Source organism: Geobacter sp. DSM 9736 (assembly GCF_900187405.1).
Taxonomy (GTDB): Bacteria; Desulfobacterota; Desulfuromonadia; order Geobacterales; family Geobacteraceae; genus DSM-9736.
Genome location: NZ_LT896716.1, coordinates 791,020 through 811,793 on the forward strand (window position 1 = coordinate 791,020; position 20,774 = coordinate 811,793).

20 protein-coding genes and 5 tRNA genes are annotated in these 20,774 nt (G+C 52.1%); 22 read left to right on the top strand and 3 right to left on the bottom strand.

The features are described from left to right. Positions 1–14: 14 nt before the first annotated feature. On the bottom strand, positions 15–1,739 hold the full coding sequence (locus CFB04_RS03670; protein ID WP_088534022.1) for a SulP family inorganic anion transporter: 1,725 nt from the start codon (positions 1,737–1,739) through the stop codon (positions 15–17). A 56-nt stretch (positions 1,740–1,795) separates the two neighbouring features. Then, on the bottom strand, positions 1,796–2,302 hold the full coding sequence (locus CFB04_RS03675) for a MarR family winged helix-turn-helix transcriptional regulator (protein ID WP_088534023.1): 507 nt from the start codon (positions 2,300–2,302) through the stop codon (positions 1,796–1,798). A gap of 265 nt (positions 2,303–2,567) precedes the next feature. Between CFB04_RS03675 and CFB04_RS03680 the strand changes: the two genes are divergently transcribed. Further along, positions 2,568–3,080 carry a VOC family protein gene (locus CFB04_RS03680; RefSeq protein WP_088534024.1) on the top strand — a complete coding sequence of 171 codons (513 nt, stop codon included), beginning with the start codon at positions 2,568–2,570 and terminating at the stop codon, positions 3,078–3,080. A gap of 53 nt (positions 3,081–3,133) precedes the next feature. On the opposite strand, the gene CFB04_RS03685 is transcribed toward CFB04_RS03680, so the two are convergent. Further along, positions 3,134–3,634: an Hsp20/alpha crystallin family protein gene (locus CFB04_RS03685; RefSeq protein ID WP_172825433.1), complete on the bottom strand. Its 501-nt coding sequence runs from the start codon at positions 3,632–3,634 to the stop codon at positions 3,134–3,136. A gap of 291 nt (positions 3,635–3,925) precedes the next feature. Here CFB04_RS03685 and CFB04_RS03690 point away from each other — a divergent pair, with 291 nt between their 5' ends. From CFB04_RS03690 to CFB04_RS03790, 21 genes are all read left to right on the top strand, one after another. Next, positions 3,926–5,056 carry a glycosyltransferase family 9 protein gene (locus tag CFB04_RS03690; RefSeq protein WP_088534026.1) on the top strand — a complete coding sequence of 377 codons (1,131 nt, stop codon included), beginning with the start codon at positions 3,926–3,928 and terminating at the stop codon, positions 5,054–5,056. 33 nt (positions 5,057–5,089) lie between these two features. Further along, positions 5,090–5,164 (top strand) — tRNA-Val (locus CFB04_RS03695). A 72-nt stretch (positions 5,165–5,236) separates the two neighbouring features. Then, entirely contained in the window at positions 5,237–7,147 is a 1,911-nt protein-coding gene (thrS, locus tag CFB04_RS03700) for a threonine--tRNA ligase (protein WP_088534027.1), read from the top strand. Between the two features lie 11 nt (positions 7,148–7,158). Further along, positions 7,159–7,674 carry a translation initiation factor IF-3 gene (gene infC / locus CFB04_RS03705; RefSeq protein ID WP_088534028.1) on the top strand — a complete coding sequence of 172 codons (516 nt, stop codon included), beginning with the start codon at positions 7,159–7,161 and terminating at the stop codon, positions 7,672–7,674. A gap of 20 nt (positions 7,675–7,694) precedes the next feature. After that, a complete protein-coding gene (gene rpmI, locus CFB04_RS03710; protein WP_088534029.1) occupies positions 7,695–7,892 on the top strand; it encodes a 50S ribosomal protein L35 in 198 nt (65 codons plus the stop codon). 73 nt (positions 7,893–7,965) lie between these two features. Further along, positions 7,966–8,319 carry a 50S ribosomal protein L20 gene (gene rplT / locus CFB04_RS03715; RefSeq protein ID WP_088534030.1) on the top strand — a complete coding sequence of 118 codons (354 nt, stop codon included), beginning with the start codon at positions 7,966–7,968 and terminating at the stop codon, positions 8,317–8,319. A gap of 74 nt (positions 8,320–8,393) precedes the next feature. After that, entirely contained in the window at positions 8,394–9,410 is a 1,017-nt protein-coding gene (gene pheS / locus CFB04_RS03720; RefSeq protein ID WP_088534031.1) for a phenylalanine--tRNA ligase subunit alpha, read from the top strand. A 56-nt stretch (positions 9,411–9,466) separates the two neighbouring features. After that, on the top strand, positions 9,467–11,872 hold the full coding sequence (gene pheT, locus CFB04_RS03725) for a phenylalanine--tRNA ligase subunit beta (protein WP_088534032.1): 2,406 nt from the start codon (positions 9,467–9,469) through the stop codon (positions 11,870–11,872). Between the two features lie 95 nt (positions 11,873–11,967). Beyond that, the gene (locus CFB04_RS03730; RefSeq protein ID WP_088534033.1) at positions 11,968–12,243 is read left to right on the top strand and encodes an integration host factor subunit alpha; all 276 of its coding nucleotides are present in this window, start codon (positions 11,968–11,970) and stop codon (positions 12,241–12,243) included. A gap of 24 nt (positions 12,244–12,267) precedes the next feature. Then, a complete protein-coding gene (locus tag CFB04_RS03735) occupies positions 12,268–12,600 on the top strand; it encodes a MerR family transcriptional regulator (protein WP_088534034.1) in 333 nt (110 codons plus the stop codon). An 11-nt stretch (positions 12,601–12,611) separates the two neighbouring features. Next, positions 12,612–12,688: transfer RNA gene (locus CFB04_RS03740), tRNA-Pro, on the top strand. A gap of 135 nt (positions 12,689–12,823) precedes the next feature. Continuing rightward, positions 12,824–13,570 carry a 5'/3'-nucleotidase SurE gene (surE, locus tag CFB04_RS03745; protein ID WP_088534035.1) on the top strand — a complete coding sequence of 249 codons (747 nt, stop codon included), beginning with the start codon at positions 12,824–12,826 and terminating at the stop codon, positions 13,568–13,570. Between the two features lie 65 nt (positions 13,571–13,635). Continuing rightward, the gene (locus CFB04_RS03750) at positions 13,636–14,307 is read left to right on the top strand and encodes a protein-L-isoaspartate(D-aspartate) O-methyltransferase (protein WP_088534036.1); all 672 of its coding nucleotides are present in this window, start codon (positions 13,636–13,638) and stop codon (positions 14,305–14,307) included. 17 nt (positions 14,308–14,324) lie between these two features. Continuing rightward, on the top strand, positions 14,325–15,290 hold the full coding sequence (locus CFB04_RS03755; RefSeq protein WP_088534037.1) for an RNA polymerase sigma factor RpoD/SigA: 966 nt from the start codon (positions 14,325–14,327) through the stop codon (positions 15,288–15,290). 8 nt (positions 15,291–15,298) lie between these two features. Continuing rightward, positions 15,299–15,814 (top strand): adenine phosphoribosyltransferase, encoded by a 516-nt coding sequence (locus tag CFB04_RS03760; RefSeq protein ID WP_088534038.1) that lies wholly within the window; start codon positions 15,299–15,301, stop codon positions 15,812–15,814. A gap of 68 nt (positions 15,815–15,882) precedes the next feature. Further along, a tRNA-Arg gene (locus tag CFB04_RS03765) sits at positions 15,883–15,959 on the top strand. 24 nt (positions 15,960–15,983) lie between these two features. Beyond that, positions 15,984–16,060 (top strand) — tRNA-Arg (locus CFB04_RS03770). Positions 16,061–16,157: 97 nt separating this feature from the next. After that, positions 16,158–16,232, top strand: a tRNA-Cys gene (locus tag CFB04_RS03775). A gap of 252 nt (positions 16,233–16,484) precedes the next feature. Continuing rightward, entirely contained in the window at positions 16,485–17,750 is a 1,266-nt protein-coding gene (locus CFB04_RS03780; protein WP_088534039.1) for a hypothetical protein, read from the top strand. A gap of 200 nt (positions 17,751–17,950) precedes the next feature. Continuing rightward, entirely contained in the window at positions 17,951–18,238 is a 288-nt protein-coding gene (locus CFB04_RS03785) for a hypothetical protein (RefSeq protein ID WP_157698706.1), read from the top strand. Between the two features lie 82 nt (positions 18,239–18,320). Next, positions 18,321–20,738 carry a heavy metal translocating P-type ATPase gene (locus CFB04_RS03790; protein ID WP_197692559.1) on the top strand — a complete coding sequence of 806 codons (2,418 nt, stop codon included), beginning with the start codon at positions 18,321–18,323 and terminating at the stop codon, positions 20,736–20,738. The last annotated feature ends 36 nt before the right edge of the window (positions 20,739–20,774 follow it).

The window sequence follows — 20,774 nt, forward strand, 5'->3', positions numbered from 1 at the left end:
CCTATTTCATCCGCTTACACCGGCGCCCCCGCCAGGGTGAGTGCCGCTTCTTCTCCGACCCCTCCGAATCTTTCATGGATCTCCTCCGCCCGCCTTAGCGCTGAACCTATATTTGGAAGGATGTTGCGTGCTCCCATGATTCTGGGGAGGTTCGATGTATAGATGATTCTTTTCGGTTGACGTCGTGCGCCGCAAAGGATGAGGGTACGTCCCGAGGCGTGGAGCCTTTCGTAGAAGCGCTCGATGGCATGCAGTCCGGTCCCGTCGACGGCGGTAGTGTGGCGCAGGCGCAGGATCACTATATTCGTAAGGCCATCGGTGGGAATGTCGTTTAGCTTTTCGGCGGCACCGAAAAGAAGGGGTCCCTGGATATAGAACATGCTCACGTAGTGCGGGATGCTGTGGTTTTGGACAATGTGCCGCCGCGCCTCTTCCAGCGCTTCCGGCGTCACCGGAGCCACCACCGTGGTGCGGGAGACCTGATAAATGTAGAGCAGGGCCGCAAGCGTCATTCCGACTTCGACGGCTATGGTGAGATCGGCAAAGACAGTAAGAAGAAAGGTGATGACCCAGACTGCGATGTCCTTCATTTCCAGCTTGAGGATCATCGGGACTTCGCGCCATTCCCCCATGTTGTAGGCAACCACGAGCAGAACTGCGGAAAGAGTGCCGAGCGGGATGAACTGGGCTAGGGGCGCAGCTATGAGGATAACGAGTAGAAGCGTGAACGCGTGGATCATCCCCGCGACGGGGGTGCGGGCGCCGGAACGGATGTTTGTTGCGGTGCGGGCGATGGCGCCGGTGACCGGAATTCCCCCGAAAAGCGGTACTGCAATATTCGCTACTCCCTGAGCTACCAGTTCGACGTTGGAGTTGTGCCGGTCTCCGCTCATGGAGTCGGCAACGACTGCTGACAGGAGGCTTTCTATGGCTGCGAGGAGTGCTACGGTGATTGCCGAGGGGAGTAGCGGGAATATGAGGTCGACGCGGAATTCGGGAAACGCGATATCAGGAAACCCTGTGGGAATACCGCCGAACCGGCTTCCGATTGTTTCAACCGGCAGGTCGAAAAGCGCCACGGCCGTCGTAGCCCCTATTAGGGCGACTATCGAGCCCGGAACCCGCTTAGTCAGCCGTGCCACTCCGATCACGACCGTAAGGGAAAGGAGCGCAAGGAGGATAGTGCCGGGACTGACGGCGGCAATGTTGTTTCCGATCCACACCATGCGGTGCAGGAATTCGCTCGGAACTACCCCCGGTCCGGAGATGCCGAGAAAATCTTTGATCTGGGTCGATGCTATGAGGACGGCGATGCCGTTTGTGAAGCCTATGACGACCGGTCGCGGGATAAACTTCACTGCATTTCCAAGTCCCGTTATGCCTAAAATGAGGAGGATTACCCCTGCCATCATAGTTACCATCAGCAGTCCGGAGAGGGAGTAACGGGCTATTATGGCGGCGATGACCACGACGAAAGCTCCCGTGGGACCACCTATCTGTGTCCGTGAGCCACCCAGCGCGGAAATGAGAAAACCCGCGATGACGGCAGTATATATTCCTGCCTGAGGGGTTACGCCTGATGAAATGCCGAAAGCCATTGCTAGAGGAAGGGCGACAAGTCCGACGGTGATGCCGGCCGTGGCGTCCGCGGCTAGATCGGAGCGGGTGTAGTTGCGAAGCGAGATGAGAGACTTGGGGGTCCAGGATGAGCAATTGGGCGTTGATCGTCGAGTTTCCATTGACTCCTCAGGATCTGCGGAAGGCCGCAGCGACCTTCCCAGGGCAGCCGTCTGTTTCAGTCTTCTTTTGATACGTTCAATTCTTCTGCGCCTATCAACCGCGGAGGTACTCCCTGTGCGCCTAGAATCGTCACGAGCTTTTCAAGTCCGTGCATAATTTCCGCCCGCTCCTGCTGGGGGAGTGTCTCCAGGCCACGTGCTATGGTGCTGGTGGCAACTTCAGGCGAATGTTCGACAAGTGCCATTCCTTCTTCCGTCAGAGTTATCTCGACCACCCGACGGTCTTCTTCGGAGCGCGTCCGCGCCACCAAGCCGCGTTTTTCAAGTCGGTCGAGGATTCCTCCTACTGTCGCAGGGTGAAGATACATGCGGCGGGCAAGGCTCGTGAGGCTCAATGGACCTAACCTGGCGATTGTCATTATGGCCCATGCCTGTGGGCCGGTTAGGCCGGTTTCCTTTTCTACCTTTTTCGACTGTTCATTTACCACTTGAAAGACTCTGCGGATATTGTCAAGAATTTCGGCAACTTCTAGCTCGGCGGGCGTAGGTGTGAGTCCTGGCATAGATACCTTTGCTATGCAAAAATTTTGTATACCGTGCATTTTTGCATATCTAACATTGTATAACAACGTTTTTTTATTCTAATTTGTGGGCATTTAGTTTCGTAAGTGGCAGTGGGAAACAAGGCTGCTCTTTATTGAGGGCGGCCGTTGCGTTGACTGAGGGTTCAGCCGTGGTAAACAGATAACTAACAGTATGTAAAATCATTCCGGTCGCAATCGGCTCAGACGGGGCGACCGAACCGTGCAGATGGAAAGGAGAGCCTAGATGTCGACACGCATTCAGAAAATCACCCCCTTTCTGTGGTTCGAGAACCAGGCCGAAGAGGCTGTAGGTTATTATACGTCCATTTTCAATAATTCCCGGATTACCAGCACTACTTACTATAGTGCGGAAGGGGCAGAGGTTTCTGGACGGCCAAAAGGGACAGTCATGACCGTTGCATTCCAACTGGAAGGTCAGGATTTTATAGCCTTGAACGGCGGGCCATACTTTACATTCAACCAGGCGATATCGTTCGTTGTGAACTGCGAATCTCAGGAGGAACTGGATTACTTTTGGGAGAGGCTCTCGGAAGGGGGGGACCCAAAGTCGCAACAGTGTGGCTGGCTTAAGGACCGATACGGCGTCTCCTGGCAGGTTGTGCCGACCGTTCTGGGAGAACTCCTGAATGGTCCAGATGCCGACCGATCGCGAAGGGTTATGAAGGTGATGCTGCAGATGACCAAGATCGACATAGAGGATCTTATGGCCGCAGCTCAGGGCGCGGGTGTCACTTAGAATTGTAAAAAAAAACCTTCCATTCCTGGAAGGCTTTCTGCACTTACACAGTCTCAGTGAATCGTAATTTTTTTAACTTTCTCTTTTGATTCTTCCGTTCTGGGGATTCTGATTTCAAGTACCCCATCCTTGAATGTGGCCGAAGCTTCCTCCGTCTTCACTTCAGTAGGGAGGAAGATGCTCCGGCTGAATGAGCCGTACGACCGTTCGAGCTGGTAGTAGTCCTTGTTTTCCACCTTCTCTTCTTTTTTCTTCTCTCCCGAAATAGTGAGAACGTTTTCTTTGAAAGTGACATCTATCTCCTCTTTTGAGATGCCTGGAACTTCTGCTTTGACCACTACGCTGTTCCCCTCTTCAAAGACATCCACATGTGGTGCATGAACCTGTTCGAACTCGGAAAAGGACCTTGACCATGGTGTCCGAGTCAACAGGGAGAAAGGATGCTTGAAGAATTCGTCGAACATCCTTTCCATCCTTTCCATCTCATGAAAAGGGGATAGCGCCATTTGCGGAGTCCTTGGACCAAGATCTTTAGTTCCTCTTCTTTCTGCCATGGCTTGTTCCTCCCTTCTCCTGATTCATCTCCCTGACTAAATATTATCAAAAGATGAGAATGAATTTCAACGTGTAAGTTTTGTTTTCATCAACGATAATAGGTGACTAGGGGTTGAGGGGGCGTCAGCAAGCCTCTGAAATGTGGTGAGGAACCCACATGAGCTTGGAACCGGAACGAAGGCTTTGACAAAAGCATTCATAATGCTTGTGTTGTCATTTCATTACGTCTGGAGTATCTTCCAGATTTACGTGTACAGGCGATTAAGACCCGCCATGGAGTGGATCGGGATATGAGGGCTTCGCAGAGGTTGCTAAAGAAGATGGATCGGCTTGTAGGTAAGCCTGCCGTTGCACTTCTTCCTTCGCCTCCCAGACGGGAGATTCCGCAGCATCCGCGGAGAATACTGGTTATACGCCCCGGCGGCATAGGTGATGCGGTACAATTGATTCCCACCTTGGGTACGTTGCTTGATCTATTTCCGGGAGTAACCATAGATGTCCTGGCAGAGCGACGAAACGCGGGCGTCTTTGCTCTCTGGAGCGGAGTCGGTACGGTATACCGCTATGATACCCTTTCGGACCTTTTTGCCCTCCTTGGCCGTGAATACGATGTGGTGATAGATACGGAGCAGTGGCATCGCCTTTCCGCAGTGGTTGCAAGATCTATACGTGCCCGAGTATCCATAGGGTTCGGGACGAACGAGAGAAAGCGGCTCTTTACAGAAGTGGTGCCTTACTCTCAAGAGATGCATGAAACCTTCTCATTCCTGAATCTGCTCCGTCCTCTCGGGCTGCACGAACTACATGAAATTCCCTCTAAGTTTCTTTCGGTTCCTCCTTCGGCAAAGGCGCGAGCGACGGATATGCTTGGATGTTACGTCACTAAGCCGTTTGTGGTTCTGTTTCCGGGTGCGAGCATCCCTGAGCGCCGCTGGGGGGCGGAACGTTTTCGTGCTGTTGCTGAGGCGTTGTGCTGCCGCGGGATACCTATAGCTGTGGTTGGTGGCAATGAAGACCGAAACGCAGGGACGGTAATTACTGCGGGAAATGTCGGACTGGATCTCACCGGCAGGAGTTCACTCATTGAAGCTGCTGCCATTATTGAAAAAGCCTCGGTTCTGGTCTCAGGCGATTCAGGTCTTCTTCATATAGGTGCGGCTCTCGGCATTCCCACAGTCTCGCTCTTCGGGCCGGGGAGAGCAGACAAATGGGCGCCGATGGGCGAAAGTCACATTGTCATCAACAGGCGGTTACCTTGCTCTCCATGTACGATCTTCGGCTATACTCCGAGATGCACGAGAGGGGTTCAATGCATGTCTGAGACAGGCGTGGACGAGGTAGCGCAGAGTGTCCTTAAGCTGGTTCAGCATCAGAGCGCCCGCTGTAACGAAAGAATTCCAACAAAACCCTTGACACCTTGAGTTTGAACTGGTATCAGTGTTGTGTTTTTACGCAGGCGCGTAGCTCAGGGGGAGAGCGCTACCTTGACACGGTAGAGGTCGGCGGTTCGAGACCGCCCGCGCCTACCATTAAAACAGTGCGAAGTCGGAGGAACTGCAGGGGCATCGAAGTTCGATGCCTCTTTCTGTTACGGGGCATCCATGAGTGAAATCACGATAACGCTGCCGGATGGTTCATCCAGGACGCTGCCAGAGGGCGCAACCATCTTTGACGCCGCCGCATCCATAGGCGCCGGGCTTGCCAAGGCTGCCATCGCCGGAAAGGTGGATGGCCAACTGGTAGACGTAGCTGCTGTGGTGCCGGACCGTGCAAAGGTCGAGATAATAACGGAGAAAAGCCCGGAGGCACTCGAGATCATCCGCCACTCCACTTCACACCTCATGGCCCAGGCGGTCAAAGAGCTTTTTCCTGACGCGAAAGTGACTATCGGTCCTGCTATTGAAACCGGCTTCTACTACGACTTCGACGTCCAAAAGCCCTTTTCCCCTGAAGATCTTGAAAAAATTGAACGAAAGATGGCCGAACTTGCAAGCGCAAACCTTAAGATAGAACGCCAGGTTCTTTCGAAGGCGGAAGCGCTCGAGCTTTTTGGCCGGATGGGGGAAATCTACAAGGTTGAACTGATCGAAGATCTGCCTGCTGAGACAGTGTCGGTGTATCGTCAGGGCAGCTTTGTCGATCTCTGTCGAGGTCCCCATCTTCCCTCCACGTCGTGGTGCAAGGCTTTCAAGGTAACATCCATAGCCGGAGCGTACTGGCGTGGCGACGAAAAACGGAAAATGCTCCAGCGGGTCTACGGCACTGCGTTCATTGATAAAAAAGAGCTTGATGCATATCTGATGAGGCTTGAGGAGGCAAAGCGTCGCGACCATAGAAAGCTGGGGCGCGAACTGGACCTCTTTTCCTTTTCTGACGAAGTGGGCGCAGGACTCGTAATCTGGCATCCCAAGGGGGCCATGCTGCGAACCGTCCTCGAGGATTTCGAAAGAAAGGAGCATTTCCGGCGGGGATACGATATTGTTCTGGGCCCCCAGATTCTGAAAACAGAGCTGTGGCAGCGGTCCGGGCATTACGAAAACTACCGCGAAAACATGTATTTTACCGAGGTGGATGAGCAGAGCTACGGTGTGAAGCCTATGAACTGCCTCTCCCACATGATGATATACAAGTCCCAGCTCCGCAGTTATCGCGACCTGCCCCTGCGTTTCTTCGAGCTTGGGACTGTTCATCGGCACGAGAGGGCCGGAGTGCTTCATGGACTCCTTCGTGTCCGCGGTTTTACCCAGGATGATGCACACATCCTCTGCACACCGGAGCAGCTCGATGAAGAAATCAAGGGAGTCATATCATTTGTTAATGATGTGATGGGCATTTTCGGCTTCGAGTATGAGATGGAACTTTCCACCCGTCCGGAGAAATCCATAGGCTCCGATGAGGATTGGGAGCGAGCGACGAACGCTCTCCTGGGTGCGCTACGTGATACCGGTCGACCCTTCGAGATCAATGAAGGGGATGGTGCTTTCTACGGGCCGAAGATAGATATCAAGCTGCGCGACGCTCTTGACAGGAGATGGCAGTGTGCTACAATCCAGTGCGATTTTACCCTGCCGGAGCGCTTTGATCTTACCTATATAGACGCTGGGGGTGAAAAAAAGCGCCCGGTCATGGTGCATCGGGTTATTCTCGGTGCCATTGAACGGTTCATCGGTGTCCTTATCGAGCACTACGCCGGAAGTTTCCCCGTTTGGCTTTCTCCTGTGCAGGCGATAGTGCTGACAGTAACGGATGCTCAGCAGCCCTTCGCGGAAGAGGTGTTTCAGCAGTTGCGCCAACTTGGAATCAGGGTTCAGAAGGATTTTCGAAATGAAAAGCTAGGATTCAAGATTCGGGAAGCCCAGTTGCAGAAAATCCCGTACATGCTTGTAATCGGAAACCAGGAAGTGGAATCTGCCACTGTAACCCCGAGGCAGCGGGATGGACAGAACCTTCCTGCAATGAAGATTGATCAGTTCTGTGAACATATAGAGAAGGAAGTCCGAAGTTTTCATTAGGAGGTGGCACCATAGCTAAACCTACAGTTAACATCAATCAGGCAATCCGAGCACGGGAAGTTCGAGTCATCGGTGCCGACAGCGAACAATTGGGGATTCTTCCCATCGGGGAGGCGCTGTCACTGGCCGAGAGCCAACAGCTGGATCTTGTTGAGGTGTCGCCGACTGCCGTTCCTCCGGTTTGCCGAATCATGGACTTCGGGAAATACAAGTATCAGCAGAGTAAAAAGCTTCAAGAGGCAAAAAAGAAGCAGGTGCAGGTACAACTTAAGGAAGTCAAGCTTCGTCCGAAAACAGACGAGCATGACCTTCAGTTCAAGATAAAGCATGTCCGCCGATTCCTGGAGGAAGGGAATAAAGCAAAAATAACCCTCGTATTCCGCGGGAGGGAGATTACCCACATGAACCTGGGGCAGAAGGCCCTTGACAGGTTTACCGAGGAATTGCAGGATATTGCGGTAGTCGAAGTAAAGCCTAAAATGGAAGGGCGCAGCATGTTCATGATTGTCGCCCCGAAAAAATCATAGAGACTGCAGAGGAGAACAGAATGCCTAAGCTCAAGACCAACAGGGGCGCTGCCAAACGGTTCAAGAGGACCGGTTCCGGTAAGATCAAACGCAGCCATGCATTTACAAGTCATATCCTGACTTCTAAGACCCGGAAGAACAAGCGGAACCTTCGCAAGGGAGCGATTGTTGAAGCTGTAGATCACAAGAATGTCGCACGTCTGATTCCCTATCTGTAGAATACAGTGTCCGTGAACCGTGAGGAAACGTCTCCCCTTGCGGATCCGGCAAAATTCACTAAAGGAGTAGTAAATGCCAAGAGTAAAACGTGGATTCAAAGCGAGACAGCGAAGAAACAAGGTCCTGAAACTTGCAAAAGGTTACCGGGGTGCTCGTTCGAAGCTTTTCAGAAGCGCTACTGAAGCTGTTGATCGCGCCCTTAATTATGCGTTCAGAGACCGTCGAGTTAAAAAACGCGATTTCCGTTCTCTATGGATTACCCGCATAAATGCTGCCTCTCGGCAGAACGGGCTTTCCTACAGCAAGCTCATCCATGGGCTCAAATCTGCAAATGTACAGATAGACCGTAAAGTACTTGCTGATCTTGCGGTTTCGGATCCACGAGGATTCGCGGAAATCGCCGTACTTGCCAAGGCGAAGATCTAACACTCTATCTACTGGTGGACATAAGGAAATGGGCTTGGGCTCATTTCCTTTTTTTATCGGAAAAAGGTTTGATAATGAGAGAGAAACTCGAGGCGCTTCTCGAAGCTGCAGTGTCAGAAATTCAGAAGGCGACGAGCGAAGATGCCCTTCAGGAACTGCGGGTTAAATATCTCGGGAAAAAGGGAGAGCTCACCACCATCATGAAAAGTATTGGTGCGCTCTCGCCTGACGATCGTCCTGCCATGGGACAGGTCGTCAACTCTGTAAGGGACCGGCTTGAGGAGCAGCTTCAGCTTAATCTCGGCATCGTTCGGGAATCGCAGAAGGCGGCAAGGCTGCGTGAGGAGCGAATCGACATAACTTTGCCCGGGCGCCGCAGGCCTATGGGGAGCAAGCACCCGGTAACTCTCATAATCGAGGAGATATCCGAAATATTTGCAGGGCTGGGATTTCAGGTGGCGGAAGGGCCGGAAATCGAGCTTGATTATTACAACTTCGAAGCTCTGAATTTCCCTAAAGACCATCCCGCACGTGATATGCAGGATACTTTCTTTGTTGATGAAAAGCGCCTGCTTCGCACGCACACTTCTCCGGTACAGATCAGGACGATGCTGAAGCATGCTCCTCCGGTACGGATCATAGCACCGGGGACAGTTTATAGATGCGACTCTGACGCTACGCATTCTCCTATGTTTCATCAGATCGAAGGGCTCATGGTTGACAAGGGTATTACCTTCGGCGACCTCAAAGGCATCCTTACTATTTTCATAAATCAGCTTTTCGGAAGCGGGACGGGAGTGCGGCTGCGTCCCAGTTTCTTCCCTTTTACTGAGCCGAGCGCGGAAGTCGATATCGCTTGCGTGATATGTAAGGGAAAAGGGTGCCGGGTGTGCAAGAACTCGGGCTGGCTGGAAATTCTGGGAGCCGGCATGGTGGACCCCGAGGTGTTCAGGCATGTTAAGTATGATTCTGAAGCGGTGTCGGGTTTTGCATTCGGAATGGGAATCGAAAGAATAGCAATGCTCAAGTTTGGAATCAGCGACATGCGATTGCTCTTCGAAAACGACATCCGGTTCCTGTCCCAGTTCTGATTGCGATCTTTTGTATTGCTTTAGGAATATGACTATAACTCCATGAAAGTGCGAATATGATCGTTAGCTATAATTGGTTGAAGGAATTTGTCGAGTTCGATCTCCCCCCCGAGGAGTTGGCACATTTGCTGACTATGCTTGGGCTCGAGGTCGAGGGGATGGAGCGCCGTTTCGGCGATCTAGACAACGTAGTCGTCGCACAGGTTATCGATAAGCAGCAGCACCCCAACGCCGACAAGCTTTCCCTTTGCAAGGTGGACAATGGCGCAGAGATACTCGGCATAGTCTGCGGTGCTCAGAATTTCAAGGCGGGAGACAAGGTCGCCCTGGCGCAGATCGGAGCAGTTCTGCCCGGGGATTTTCGCATCAAAAAATCGAAGATCCGTGGAGAAGAGTCGAGTGGTATGCTCTGCTCGGAGAAAGAGTTGGGCCTGGCAGAGGACTCGGCTGGCATCATGATCCTTCCCCAGGATCTCCAGTTGGGCACCCCTGTTTTTGATGCTCTCGGATTAAAGGATACCATTTTTGAGGTCGGACTAACGCCAAACCGTGCGGATTGCCTTAGCGTCGTGGGGATCGCCCGTGAAGTAGCTGCAAAGTTAGGGAAACGCATTTCGTATCCCGTCCAGAAAGTTGTGGAGAGCGGCGCACCCATTGATACCGTTGCCTCGGTGACAGTTGAAGATCCTCATGGCTGCCCACGATACACAGCGCGCTACATTTCAGGTTGCACAATCGGTCCTTCCCCCCAGTGGCTGGTAAACCGGTTGCAAGCGGTAGGTATGCGCTCCATCAATAATGTGGTCGATGTGACGAATTACGTACTCCTTGAGTATGGGCACCCGCTCCATGCATTCGATTTCGATCTTCTCACCGCGCGAAAGATCGTCGTAAAACGAGCATCTGACCAAGACAAATTCACTACCCTCGATGGACAGGAACGCGTCCTTATCTCCACCGACCTTACGATCTGCGACGGGGAAAAGGCTGTTGCACTAGCGGGAATAATGGGGGGAGGGAATTCCGAGATCCGTGATGTGACGCGTAATATTCTGCTTGAAAGCGCATATTTTGCTCCTTCCGGTATCCGGCGCACTAGCAAGCGCCTGGGCCTTCATACAGAGTCCTCCCACCGTTTCGAGCGCGGCACCGACATAAACATTCTGACGAGGGCGCTTGACCGCGCTGCCTCTCTCATTGCAGAACTGGCTTCCGGTAGTGTTGCTACTGGAGTCATAGATGTGTATCCTCAGCCTGTCGAGCAACGAAAAATCACCCTTAACTGCAGCAAAGTCAACAAATTGCTCGGCCTTGATCTTTCCGAACAGGAGATAGTTCACTTTCTTGAAAGGCTCGAATTCAAGGCCAAGCAGATCGAACGGGGTGTGTACGAGATCGTTATTCCGACCTTCCGGGTGGATATCGAGCGGGAAATAGATCTGATAGAGGAGGTAGCACGACTTAACGGCTACGAACGGATCCCTGTCACTATGCCGCTTGCACGAGTCTTTTCTGATCGCCCCCCCCGACATCAGCGTCTGGAAACCCAGATACGAAGTCTCTTGGTTGATCAAGGATTCAACGAAGTCATTAACTTCAGTTTCGTATCACCCTCTGCATTGGAAAAGCTGCTGCCGGAGGCTGATGTCGCCCCTCCTGTCCCCATCAAGCTTCTTAATCCCCTGGCAGAAGAGCAGTCGGTTATGCGTACAACGCTTATTTCCGGACTGCTCGAGACAGTAAAGCGAAACTTGAACTTCAGAACCATGACCCTTCGGATCTTCGAGCTTCGTCGTATATACCTTGCTCATCCCGAACGGGAACTGCCCGAAGAACCAATGATGCTCGGTGCTGTTATGGTGGGGCGGCGCAATCCCGAAGGGTGGAATCAGGGGAAAGAAGAGGTTGATTTTTACGATGCCAAGGGTGTGGCTGAGCATTTGCTCGCTTCTCTCAGAATACGGCAGCCTCTCTTCTCCACGAGCGACCTGCCGCCATATTTTCACCCGGGCAAATCATGCCGGATTTTCAGCGGGACTGAGGCTGTCGGTTCTGTCGGGGAGCTGCATCCGACTGTTTCGGAGAACTTCGGGATCGATAAGCAGATATTTTACATCGAATTTAACTTCGAGAAGCTGTTATCTCACGTTGATGCCGTGCCAACCATTGTGCCGCCTCCACGTTTCCCTGATACTTTCCGTGACGTGGCTCTCCTTCTTGACGAGGAGCTTCCTGCGCAGGATGTTGTTGGATATCTGCAGGCTCTGAACGTTCCGGAACTGGAAGGCATCGATATTTTTGATTTTTACAAAGGAGAGCATGTTCCCGAGGGCAAGAAGAGCATAGCTATCAGGATTCGCTACCGTTCTGCCGATAGGACACTGACTGATGACGAAGTAAACCCTATTCACCAGCGTCTGGTTGAAAAAATGGTAAAGAATCTAAAAGCATCCATTCGATAAAAATTGGTTGATTATCTTCTGACCCTATGTTATAAACCAAACGCGTTGCGCCGAGCCTGTTAATATAACCGAAACTTCAGTGTATTGAGGTAGTTATGACCAAAGCTGACATTGTTGAAAAGATATATGAAAAAGTAGGATTTTCTAAAAAAGAATCGGCTGAACTGGTCGAGCTCGTGTTCGATATTCTGAAAGCGACCCTTGAACAGGGTGATAAGATTAAAATCGCTGGGTTTGGAAATTTTGTAGTAAAAGAGAAAGCCGACCGCCGGGGCAGGAATCCACAAACAGGCGAAGAGATAGTCATAACTGCCAGGAAAGTACTCACCTTCAAGCCAAGTCAGGTACTTAAAGCCTCTATTAACAGCTGAACAATCTTCATCTGAGGTTGCACAATGGCAATCGGTATTCCCGATAAGCTTTTTTTTAAAATCGGGGAGGTAGCCGAACTGGCTTCGTTGCGACCGTCGGTTCTTCGTTTCTGGGAATCCGAATTCCCAGCCTTGAAGCCGAACAAGAGCAGGACCGGGCAACGGCTTTACTCACGGAAGGATGTCGAAACTGTATTGGAAATCAAACGCCTTCTCTACGTGGAAAAGCTTACGATCGAAGGTGCCCGGAAGCATCTGATGTCAAAAAAGAAAGCAGAACCTCAGGACGCACATCGTGTGCATGCTATAATCAGTGAAGTCCGGCAAGATCTTCTGAGTTTTCGGGATCTGCTATAAACTATGAATAACGGGGCGTAGCGCAGCCTGGTAGCGCACTAGACTGGGGGTCTAGTGGTCGCTGGTTCGAATCCAGTCGCCCCGACCATCTTCAAAAAGGTTTACAGGTCCTCTGTAAACCTTTTTTTATAACTTCGCCCCTGTTTTCCTATCTGCTTGCATCTCCGATTCGACCATTATCCATTACTCCTCTATGCATATTACTATTATCCAGCGGGGGGATATGAAAATTCTGATTACCAACGATGACGGAATTCTTTCTCCTGGAATACAGACACTCGCCGCAGTTTTGCGTGAAATCGGTGACGTAGCGGTCGTTGCCCCTGACCGGGAGCGAAGTGCCGTAAGCCATGCACTCACACTGCATCAGCCATTGAGGGCGACACGTTTGGCCGAAAACACATTTGCCGTAGACGGGACTCCCACCGATTGTGTCAATCTCGGCATTCATCAGCTTCTCACTTTTCGCCCAGACATTATAGTTTCCGGCATAAATCGCGGCGCCAACTTGGGTGACGACATTTCCTATTCAGGTACAGTTTCAGCTGCCATGGAAGCGACTCTAATGGGAATTCCCGCCTTTGCCATTTCACTGGCCTCCATTGCCGAAGATGCAAATTATGATGCAGCTGCAGCAGTTGCATTGAAGCTTGTACATGTTATCCTTGATAAAGGCTTGCCTCCAGATACATTTCTCAATGTCAATGTCCCTGATCTGCCGGCTACTGCGCTTCTCCCTCCTGTCGTGACTACTCAGGGGAAGCGTCGCTACGAAGGGATGATCATCAATAAAGTTGACCCCAGGGGACGAAACTACTATTGGATAGGCAGTGTAGGGATGGACTTTCTCGACATCGACGGTAGCGATTACAGCGCCGTCTCCCGTGGCCACGTTTCCATTACGCCGCTTCATCTCGATTTGACAAATTACAAGGCCCTGAATGTGCTGAAGAAGTGGCAGTGGCTCTGAGACTGGACTTTTGTAGGCCTCTTTGTTATATTCCGGCGACTATTTTGTAAGGTCCCGGATACGACATGAATTACGATACTGCACGCAAGCGGATGATTGACTCTCAGATCATTGGCGGAGGCATCACTGATCAACGTGTGATCGAGGCGCTTGGCAAGGTACCCCGTCATCTTTTTGTAGAAGAGGCGATGGCTGCCAGGGCCTACGGTGATTCTTCCTTGCCGATAGGAGAAAAACAGACTATCTCGCAACCTTACATGGTTGCTTTAATGTCCCAGCTCCTCCTGCTCAAGGGGAAAGAGAAGGTGCTGGAATTAGGAACCGGCTCAGGATATCAGACAGCGGTTCTGGCAATGCTTTCAGCTCACGTTTACACCATAGAGCGGATACGTCCTCTGGCGCTGCGTGCTCGCAAGACGCTCGATCAACTCGGGCTGCTGAATGTTAACCTCAGAATAGGGGACGGTTCCATAGGATGGAATGACGAAGCCCCCTTTGATGCCATTCTCGTTACAGCGGGAGCCCCAGAAATTCCCACCACCCTGCTTGAGCAGCTTGACGTAGGAGGCAGGCTGGTAATTCCGATCGGTGAGCACCATTCCCAAATGCTTGTCAGAATCACCAAAGAGGGGGATGGCACGTTTCTGAGGGAAAACATCGGGGAGTGCAGGTTCGTGAAGCTGATCGGAAAACAGGGATGGAATGAAGAAGACCGAGGTACCCTCAATACTAACTGACTTCTCAAGGAGCCCTCATGGATACTGAGGAACTGATCGAAGTGTTTGAAGAAGAAGGAACTCACGGACAGGCTGAAGAATTTGTAGAGCCAGAGCCGGAAGCGCTCCAATGTGAAGAAGAAATAGAAGAGGAAGAAGTAAAGGTACCGGAAGAGCATTTTGACGATGCCATAAAACTCTATCTGCGGGAAATCCAGAAGACGAAACTGCTGACTGCGGAAGAAGAGAAGGAACTGGCACGCCGTATAGCCAAAGGAGATAAGGCGGCGCGGGACAAGATGGTTGAGTCAAACCTGCGACTCGTCGTCAAGATTGCCAAGCGTTACATAAACCGCGGTCTTCCCTTCCTCGACCTGATCGAAGAAGGGAATATGGGACTTATAAAGGCAGTAGAGCGGTTCAAGCTGTCAAAGGAATGCCGCTTCTCAACCTATGCAACCTGGTGGATCCGCCAGTCCATCGAACGCGCCCTTGTCAACCAGTCACGCACCATTCGCCTGCCTGTCCATGTCTCGGATGACATCAACAAGATGTTGCGCGTAACGAGAGAACTGATCCAGCGGATGAACAGGGAGCCTTCAGTTAAGGAAGTGGCTGCGGAAATGGATGCTACTCCCGTCTACGTGAGAAGGCTTATGGTTCTTTTAAAGAAGACCTACTCAATCGAGCGTCCCATGGGGGAGAACAACGATTACTTCCTGATAGACACCATCGAAGACACATCTACCGTATCGCCTGCTGTACTTCTCGAGGATGTAAACAAGCACGAAATGGTCACCAAATGGTTCGAGACCCTTTCCGACAGCGAAAAGAAGATTCTGACACTCCGGTTCGGCCTTGACGACAAGGAGCCTCAGACTCTCGATACAATAGGCCGCAGCTTCGGCGTAACAAGGGAGAGGATACGGCAGATCGAGGCGAAGTCGCTAGAAAAGCTTCGTAAACTTGTGGAAACAACGGATGCAGCAAATGTTATGAAATAGGAGGATCGATGGAAGAGCTGAAGAAAATAATAAGGGATATACCGGATTTTCCCAAGAAAGGAATCATATTTAAGGACATAACGACTCTGCTGTCTGACGCAAAGTCGTACCAGCGGATGGTGGACCTGATCGCACACCGCTACGTCGGCGACAAAATTGATAAAGTTGTCGGTGTCGAGGCAAGGGGCTTCATAATCGGAGCTGCGCTTGCCTATAAGCTCGGCGCAGGTATCGTCCTCGTGCGGAAACCGGGAAAACTTCCTGCCGAAACCTTCAAGAAGAGCTATGACCTTGAGTACGGCACTGACACGCTGGAAATCCATTGTGACTCCATAAAAAGAGGTGAGCGAGTCCTGATAGCGGACGATCTTTTGGCAACAGGGGGGACGATGTCGGCAGTAGTCGACATGGTGAAGAGCATGGGTGGAGAAGTCGTCGAGTGCTGCTTCATGGCAGAACTTGAATTCCTAGATGGCAGAAGCAGGCTCCCCGAGAAAAAGGTATTTTCGTTGCTGAAATTCTGAAATATGCTCTCGCAGGTGGAAACACTTGCAATGAATCACCAACTGGAGTATAAAAGCGATCTTGGTTTGTCCCCGTAGCTCAGCTGGATAGAGCACTTCCCTCCTAAGGAAGGGGTCGGACGTTCGAATCGTCTCGGGGACGCCATCAATAAATCCGGCAATGGGATAAGCGCTCGTAGCTCAGCTGGATAGAGTACCTGGCTTCGAACCAGGGTGTCGGGAGTTCGAATCTCTCCGAGCGCGCCAAGTCACGCATCTTCCGCGGGACATATCCATTGACAACCTTAGGGTAACATAGTATAAGAGTCACTCCGTGGGGCTGTAGTAGCACGGGTGCCTATACGGCGGCGTAGCCAAGTGGTAAGGCAGAGGTCTGCAAAACCTTTATTCAGCGGTTCAAATCCGCTCGCCGCCTCCACAAAATCAAGGGGTTAGCCAATCAAGGCTAACCCCTTTTGCTTTGCGCGTGGCCTCTCGCGTGGCCTCTTTTTCGTTGGGAATAAGTGCAACGAATAGAGACGAGGAGAGTTCCAGGGAGACCTACCCCCTACTCAGAACTTCTAAACCCATCCATGCGTATCCGCCGCAAGGGTTAGAAATTCTTGCTTCACGAAATGAGCGCGAGAAGAGTAGGAAATTCGAAAGACTGCGTTTTTTTCTGGGAGGTAAAATGGCGGCTGATATTAAGGAGCTCGTACAGCGATATAAGGAAGACCGTGAGTCGGTATACAACACGTGGTTTATCGACAACCAGACGAGGATTAAAGCCTTCCGCTCGATACGACGGGGGGTCATAGAAGTTATCGAGGCGATCAAGGCCGGCACATTTGGCAATGACTTCAAAGGGTCACCGCTGGAGTTCGTTCTTACCTGCATTACCGAGCAAAAACAGGTCTTCGAAGGTGCTGCACATCCCTTTTACTGGAAACCGAAGCTGCGCATTCCTGATATCTATGAAAATGATGAGAATAAAGCTGCCTTTGCGCGCTTCCTTGAGAGTTGTCTTTCCTGCTCAACGGCTGATCGAATTATACGGGAGATTCTCCTCCTGGATGACTGGCGCATAAAGGGGCTGGGCCCTGCTGTTGCCAACATTCTCTACTTTCTCCACCCGACCCACATGCCTCCCTTCAATACGGCGATGCTCAATGGCTTCAATACTGTCTTCGGCGACAACAAGAAACTCGGATCCTGGCCTGCATATTTGGAGATGCGCGAGACGATTATACGGACCAATGAAGAACTGCAACCGGCACTTTCGAAGGATCTGGGAGCCATGTCGGGGCTACTGTTCGATGTGGGTGTTGGAAAGATAGCGCTTCAGGGGAACTTCAAAATTGCACTGGAATTTGATAGGGCGAAGCTGGAGAAGGCACTCAATAAGCGTCACGATGAGGTGCGAAGGGAGCAGGAGGAAGAGAATTCCCACCTTGAGATGCAGTTCATGCTCACGAAAATGGGGCGCAATCTTGGCTATGATGTATGGGTTGCCGCCAATGACCGTACGAGAAGTCTGAGAGGAGTCAACCTTCAGTCCTTCACTCTTTCGGAACTTCCACCGCTGAAAATGCCTGCGGATGTCCTGAAGACGGTATCGCTGATCGACGTTATCTGGATCAACCGGGAGAACCGGCAGATCGAGTGCGCCTTTGAGATCGAGAAGAGCACATCGATTTACTCCGGTATGCTGCGGCTTTTGGATCTAGCTTCGTCGCTCGGAGACAAAAAATACAACTTCTTTCTTGTTGCACCTGACAACAGGGAGAAGGAGATCCTCGCACAGCTTCAGCGGCCAGCGTTCCGCAATATTGGCAACGTAGCCTTTAGATACTTGCTATTCTCGGACATTTCCTGCAACTGCGAAGCTCTCGTCAGATTTGGAGATGACTGGCGGGTGTTACTGAAGCTTTCAAAGGCCGCAAACTCTTCCCTCTGAAAGTAAAGTTAGGGGGGCGTAATTCCCCCCATCGGTTACTACTGACTAGCTGCCATGTGTCAGCACAAAGAGCAGATCTTCTGCCTTGCTACCTCCTTTCCTTTTGCAGCCTTGTAATTTCTCCTGAATCGTTTCCCCCTGCTGCGTTCGCTCCCGCACCCCTACATTCTTCGATGCCGGCTGTTCATTTGCGATCCCTGTTGACCGCATCGTCGCTGCTGATGTTTGCCTCGGATCACATCAATCTGCGAGAACCTCCGACGGACCTGGAGGACGCTTATTCGATCAAGTTCACAAACAGGGAGTTCCAGGGCGTCCTCCGTGACATCGAGGATGGGAAAGGAGCGAGCCGCTGGCTCTACCAGCCGATCTTCGAGTTGGGGTTGATCGGAAAAGGACCAGGTGTGCCAACAGGTAACCCCTCAACCCGGCAGGTCTCTCAGTTGCCCATCTGCGGGATTCAGAATAATCCTCTCCTTCTCGTCTGATTTGAATTTTTACTCGAATGGGTCAGACTTAATTTATGAGTCAAAAATCTTGAGGCAGTGAAATGAAAGGATCTGGTGTGCCGTGGAGAAGCCAAAAGAAAGTAAAGTGGGCAAGATCGATCCTGTCTGTGGCATGACAGTAACTCCGGAAGCATCCGCAGGTTTCTTCGAGTATTCCGGTGAGGTCCTTTACTTTTGCAGCAAGGGTTGCCTCGACAAGTTCGCTGCTACTCCGGAGAGCTTTCTTTGGAAAAATGAAGGCCCCCAGTCCCATCATGCCAGCGAGTTTACCTGCTCGATGCACCCGGAGGTGCGGAACCCTGGACCAAGTGCATGTCCGAAGTGCGGAATGGCGCTAGAACCTGCCCAACCCGTGGTTCAGCCGGGAGTGGAATACACGTGTCCTATGCATCCACAGGTTGTACAGGCACAGCCTGGTTCCTGCCCCATCTGTGGAATGGCCCTGGAGCCTAATACTGTTATGGCTGAGGAGCCTCCCAATCCGGAGCTGGAGGACATGACCCGGCGGTTCCGGGTTAGCCTGGTATTCGCTCTCCCAATCTTACTCATCACGATGGGAGAGATGGTTTTCGCTAGATCTCTGCATCCTGCAATAGATGGGCGCACAGCCGGTATCGTGCAGATGCTTCTGGCAACACCGGTGGTATTGTGGGGAGGCTGGCCTTTCTTCGCCCGCGGGTGGCAGTCCATTGTCAATCGCAGCCTCAACATGTTCACCTTGATAGCTATTGGTACCGGCACCGCTTACGTCTACAGTGTAATCGCCACTATAGTCCCTCAGGTGTTTCCATCTTCCTTCCGAGGCCACAATGGACAGATTGCGGTTTACTTTGAAGCCGCTGCGGTTATTACCGTTCTGGTGCTCCTGGGCCAGGTGCTCGAGCTGCGGGCGCGAAGCAGAACCGGTAGTGCCATCAGAGGCTTGTTGCAAATGGCTCCCCGGACGGCGAAGCGATTGGTCAACGGAAACGAAGAGGAGGTTCCCCTCGAAAGGATACTTCCGGGAGATGTCCTTAGGGTTCGTCCGGGAGAAAAGGTCCCGGTGGATGGTGTCGTGCAGGAAGGGTTCAGCTCGGTAGACGAATCGATGATTACAGGTGAACCGATGCCTGTTGAGAAACCTCCTGGGGCACGCATTACTGGAGGAACAGTAAACGGGAACGGCAGCTTCATCATGCAGGCCGACCGGGTCGGCAGCGAGACGCTGCTTGCACGTATAGTCAAAATGGTGTCCGAAGCGCAACGGAGCCGCGCCCCTATCCAGCGTCTGGCCGATGTCGTCGCTTCGTGGTTCGTTCCGGCAGTAATTGCCTGTGCCGTCATCACCTTCATTGTCTGGAGTATCGTTGGCCCCGAACCGGCGATGGCGTATGCACTGGTCAATGCAGTCGCTGTTCTGATTATAGCCTGTCCATGCGCCCTCGGCCTTGCAACCCCTATGTCCATCATGGTTGGTACGGGACGCGGGGCGCTTGCGGGAGTTCTGATCCGGGATGCGGAGGCGCTCGAAGTGCTGGAGAAGGTGGATACGCTTGTTGTGGACAAGACTGGCACGCTTACGGAGGGGAAACCGCGGCTAGTATCGGTGACGGTCGAGCCTGGGTTTAATGAAGCGGAAGTGCTGCGCCTGGCAGCAAGCCTTGAACGGGGGAGTGAACATCCATTGGCAACAGCAATCGTCAAAGGTGCTGGAGAGAGAAGACTCGCTCTCTCAGAGGCATCTGACTTCTCGACCATTCCTGGTAAAGGAGTCACTGGGATTGTAGATGGCCGTGACGTCGTCTTCGGCAATGCAGCCCTTCTCAGAGAGAAGGGAATCGGATTGGGATCAGTTTTCGGTCGAACAGAAGAGCTCAGACGTGATGGACAGACAGTGATGCTAGTCGCAATTGACGAAAGCGTTGCGGGAATAATCGGAGTCGCAGACCCGAACAAGGGATCGACACCCGAGGCTATTGCTCTTCTCCACCAGGAAGGTGTCCGGATTGTGATGCTCACCGGCGACAACAGAATCACAGCTCACGCCGTCGCCGCCGAACTAGGAATAGACGAAGTCGTCGCAGAGGTACTGCCCGACGAGAAGAGCAAGGAAGTGCAGCGCCTTCAGGAGACGGGACGAACGGTCGCAATGGCAGGAGACGGAATCAATGACGCACCGGCTCTGGCCAAGGCTCATGTCGGCATAGCAATGGGGACCGGCGCCGACGTCGCGATGGAAAGCGCCGGGATAACGCTCGTAAAGGGTGATCTCCGTGGCATAGCGCGAGCTCGTCGCTTAAGCATGGCCACGATGAGAAATATCCGCCAGAACCTTTTCTTTGCCTTCGTCTACAACGTGCTCGGAGTGCCGATCGCTGCCGGCGTGCTTTACCCTATCTTCGGTCTGCTGCTGAGCCCGATGATCGCGAGCGCTGCGATGACCTTCAGTTCGGTATCAGTCATTGGGAATGCTTTGCGGCTGAGAAGACTGAACCTTTGAAAGGAGTTACAATATTGGATCAAAGAGGATGATGAA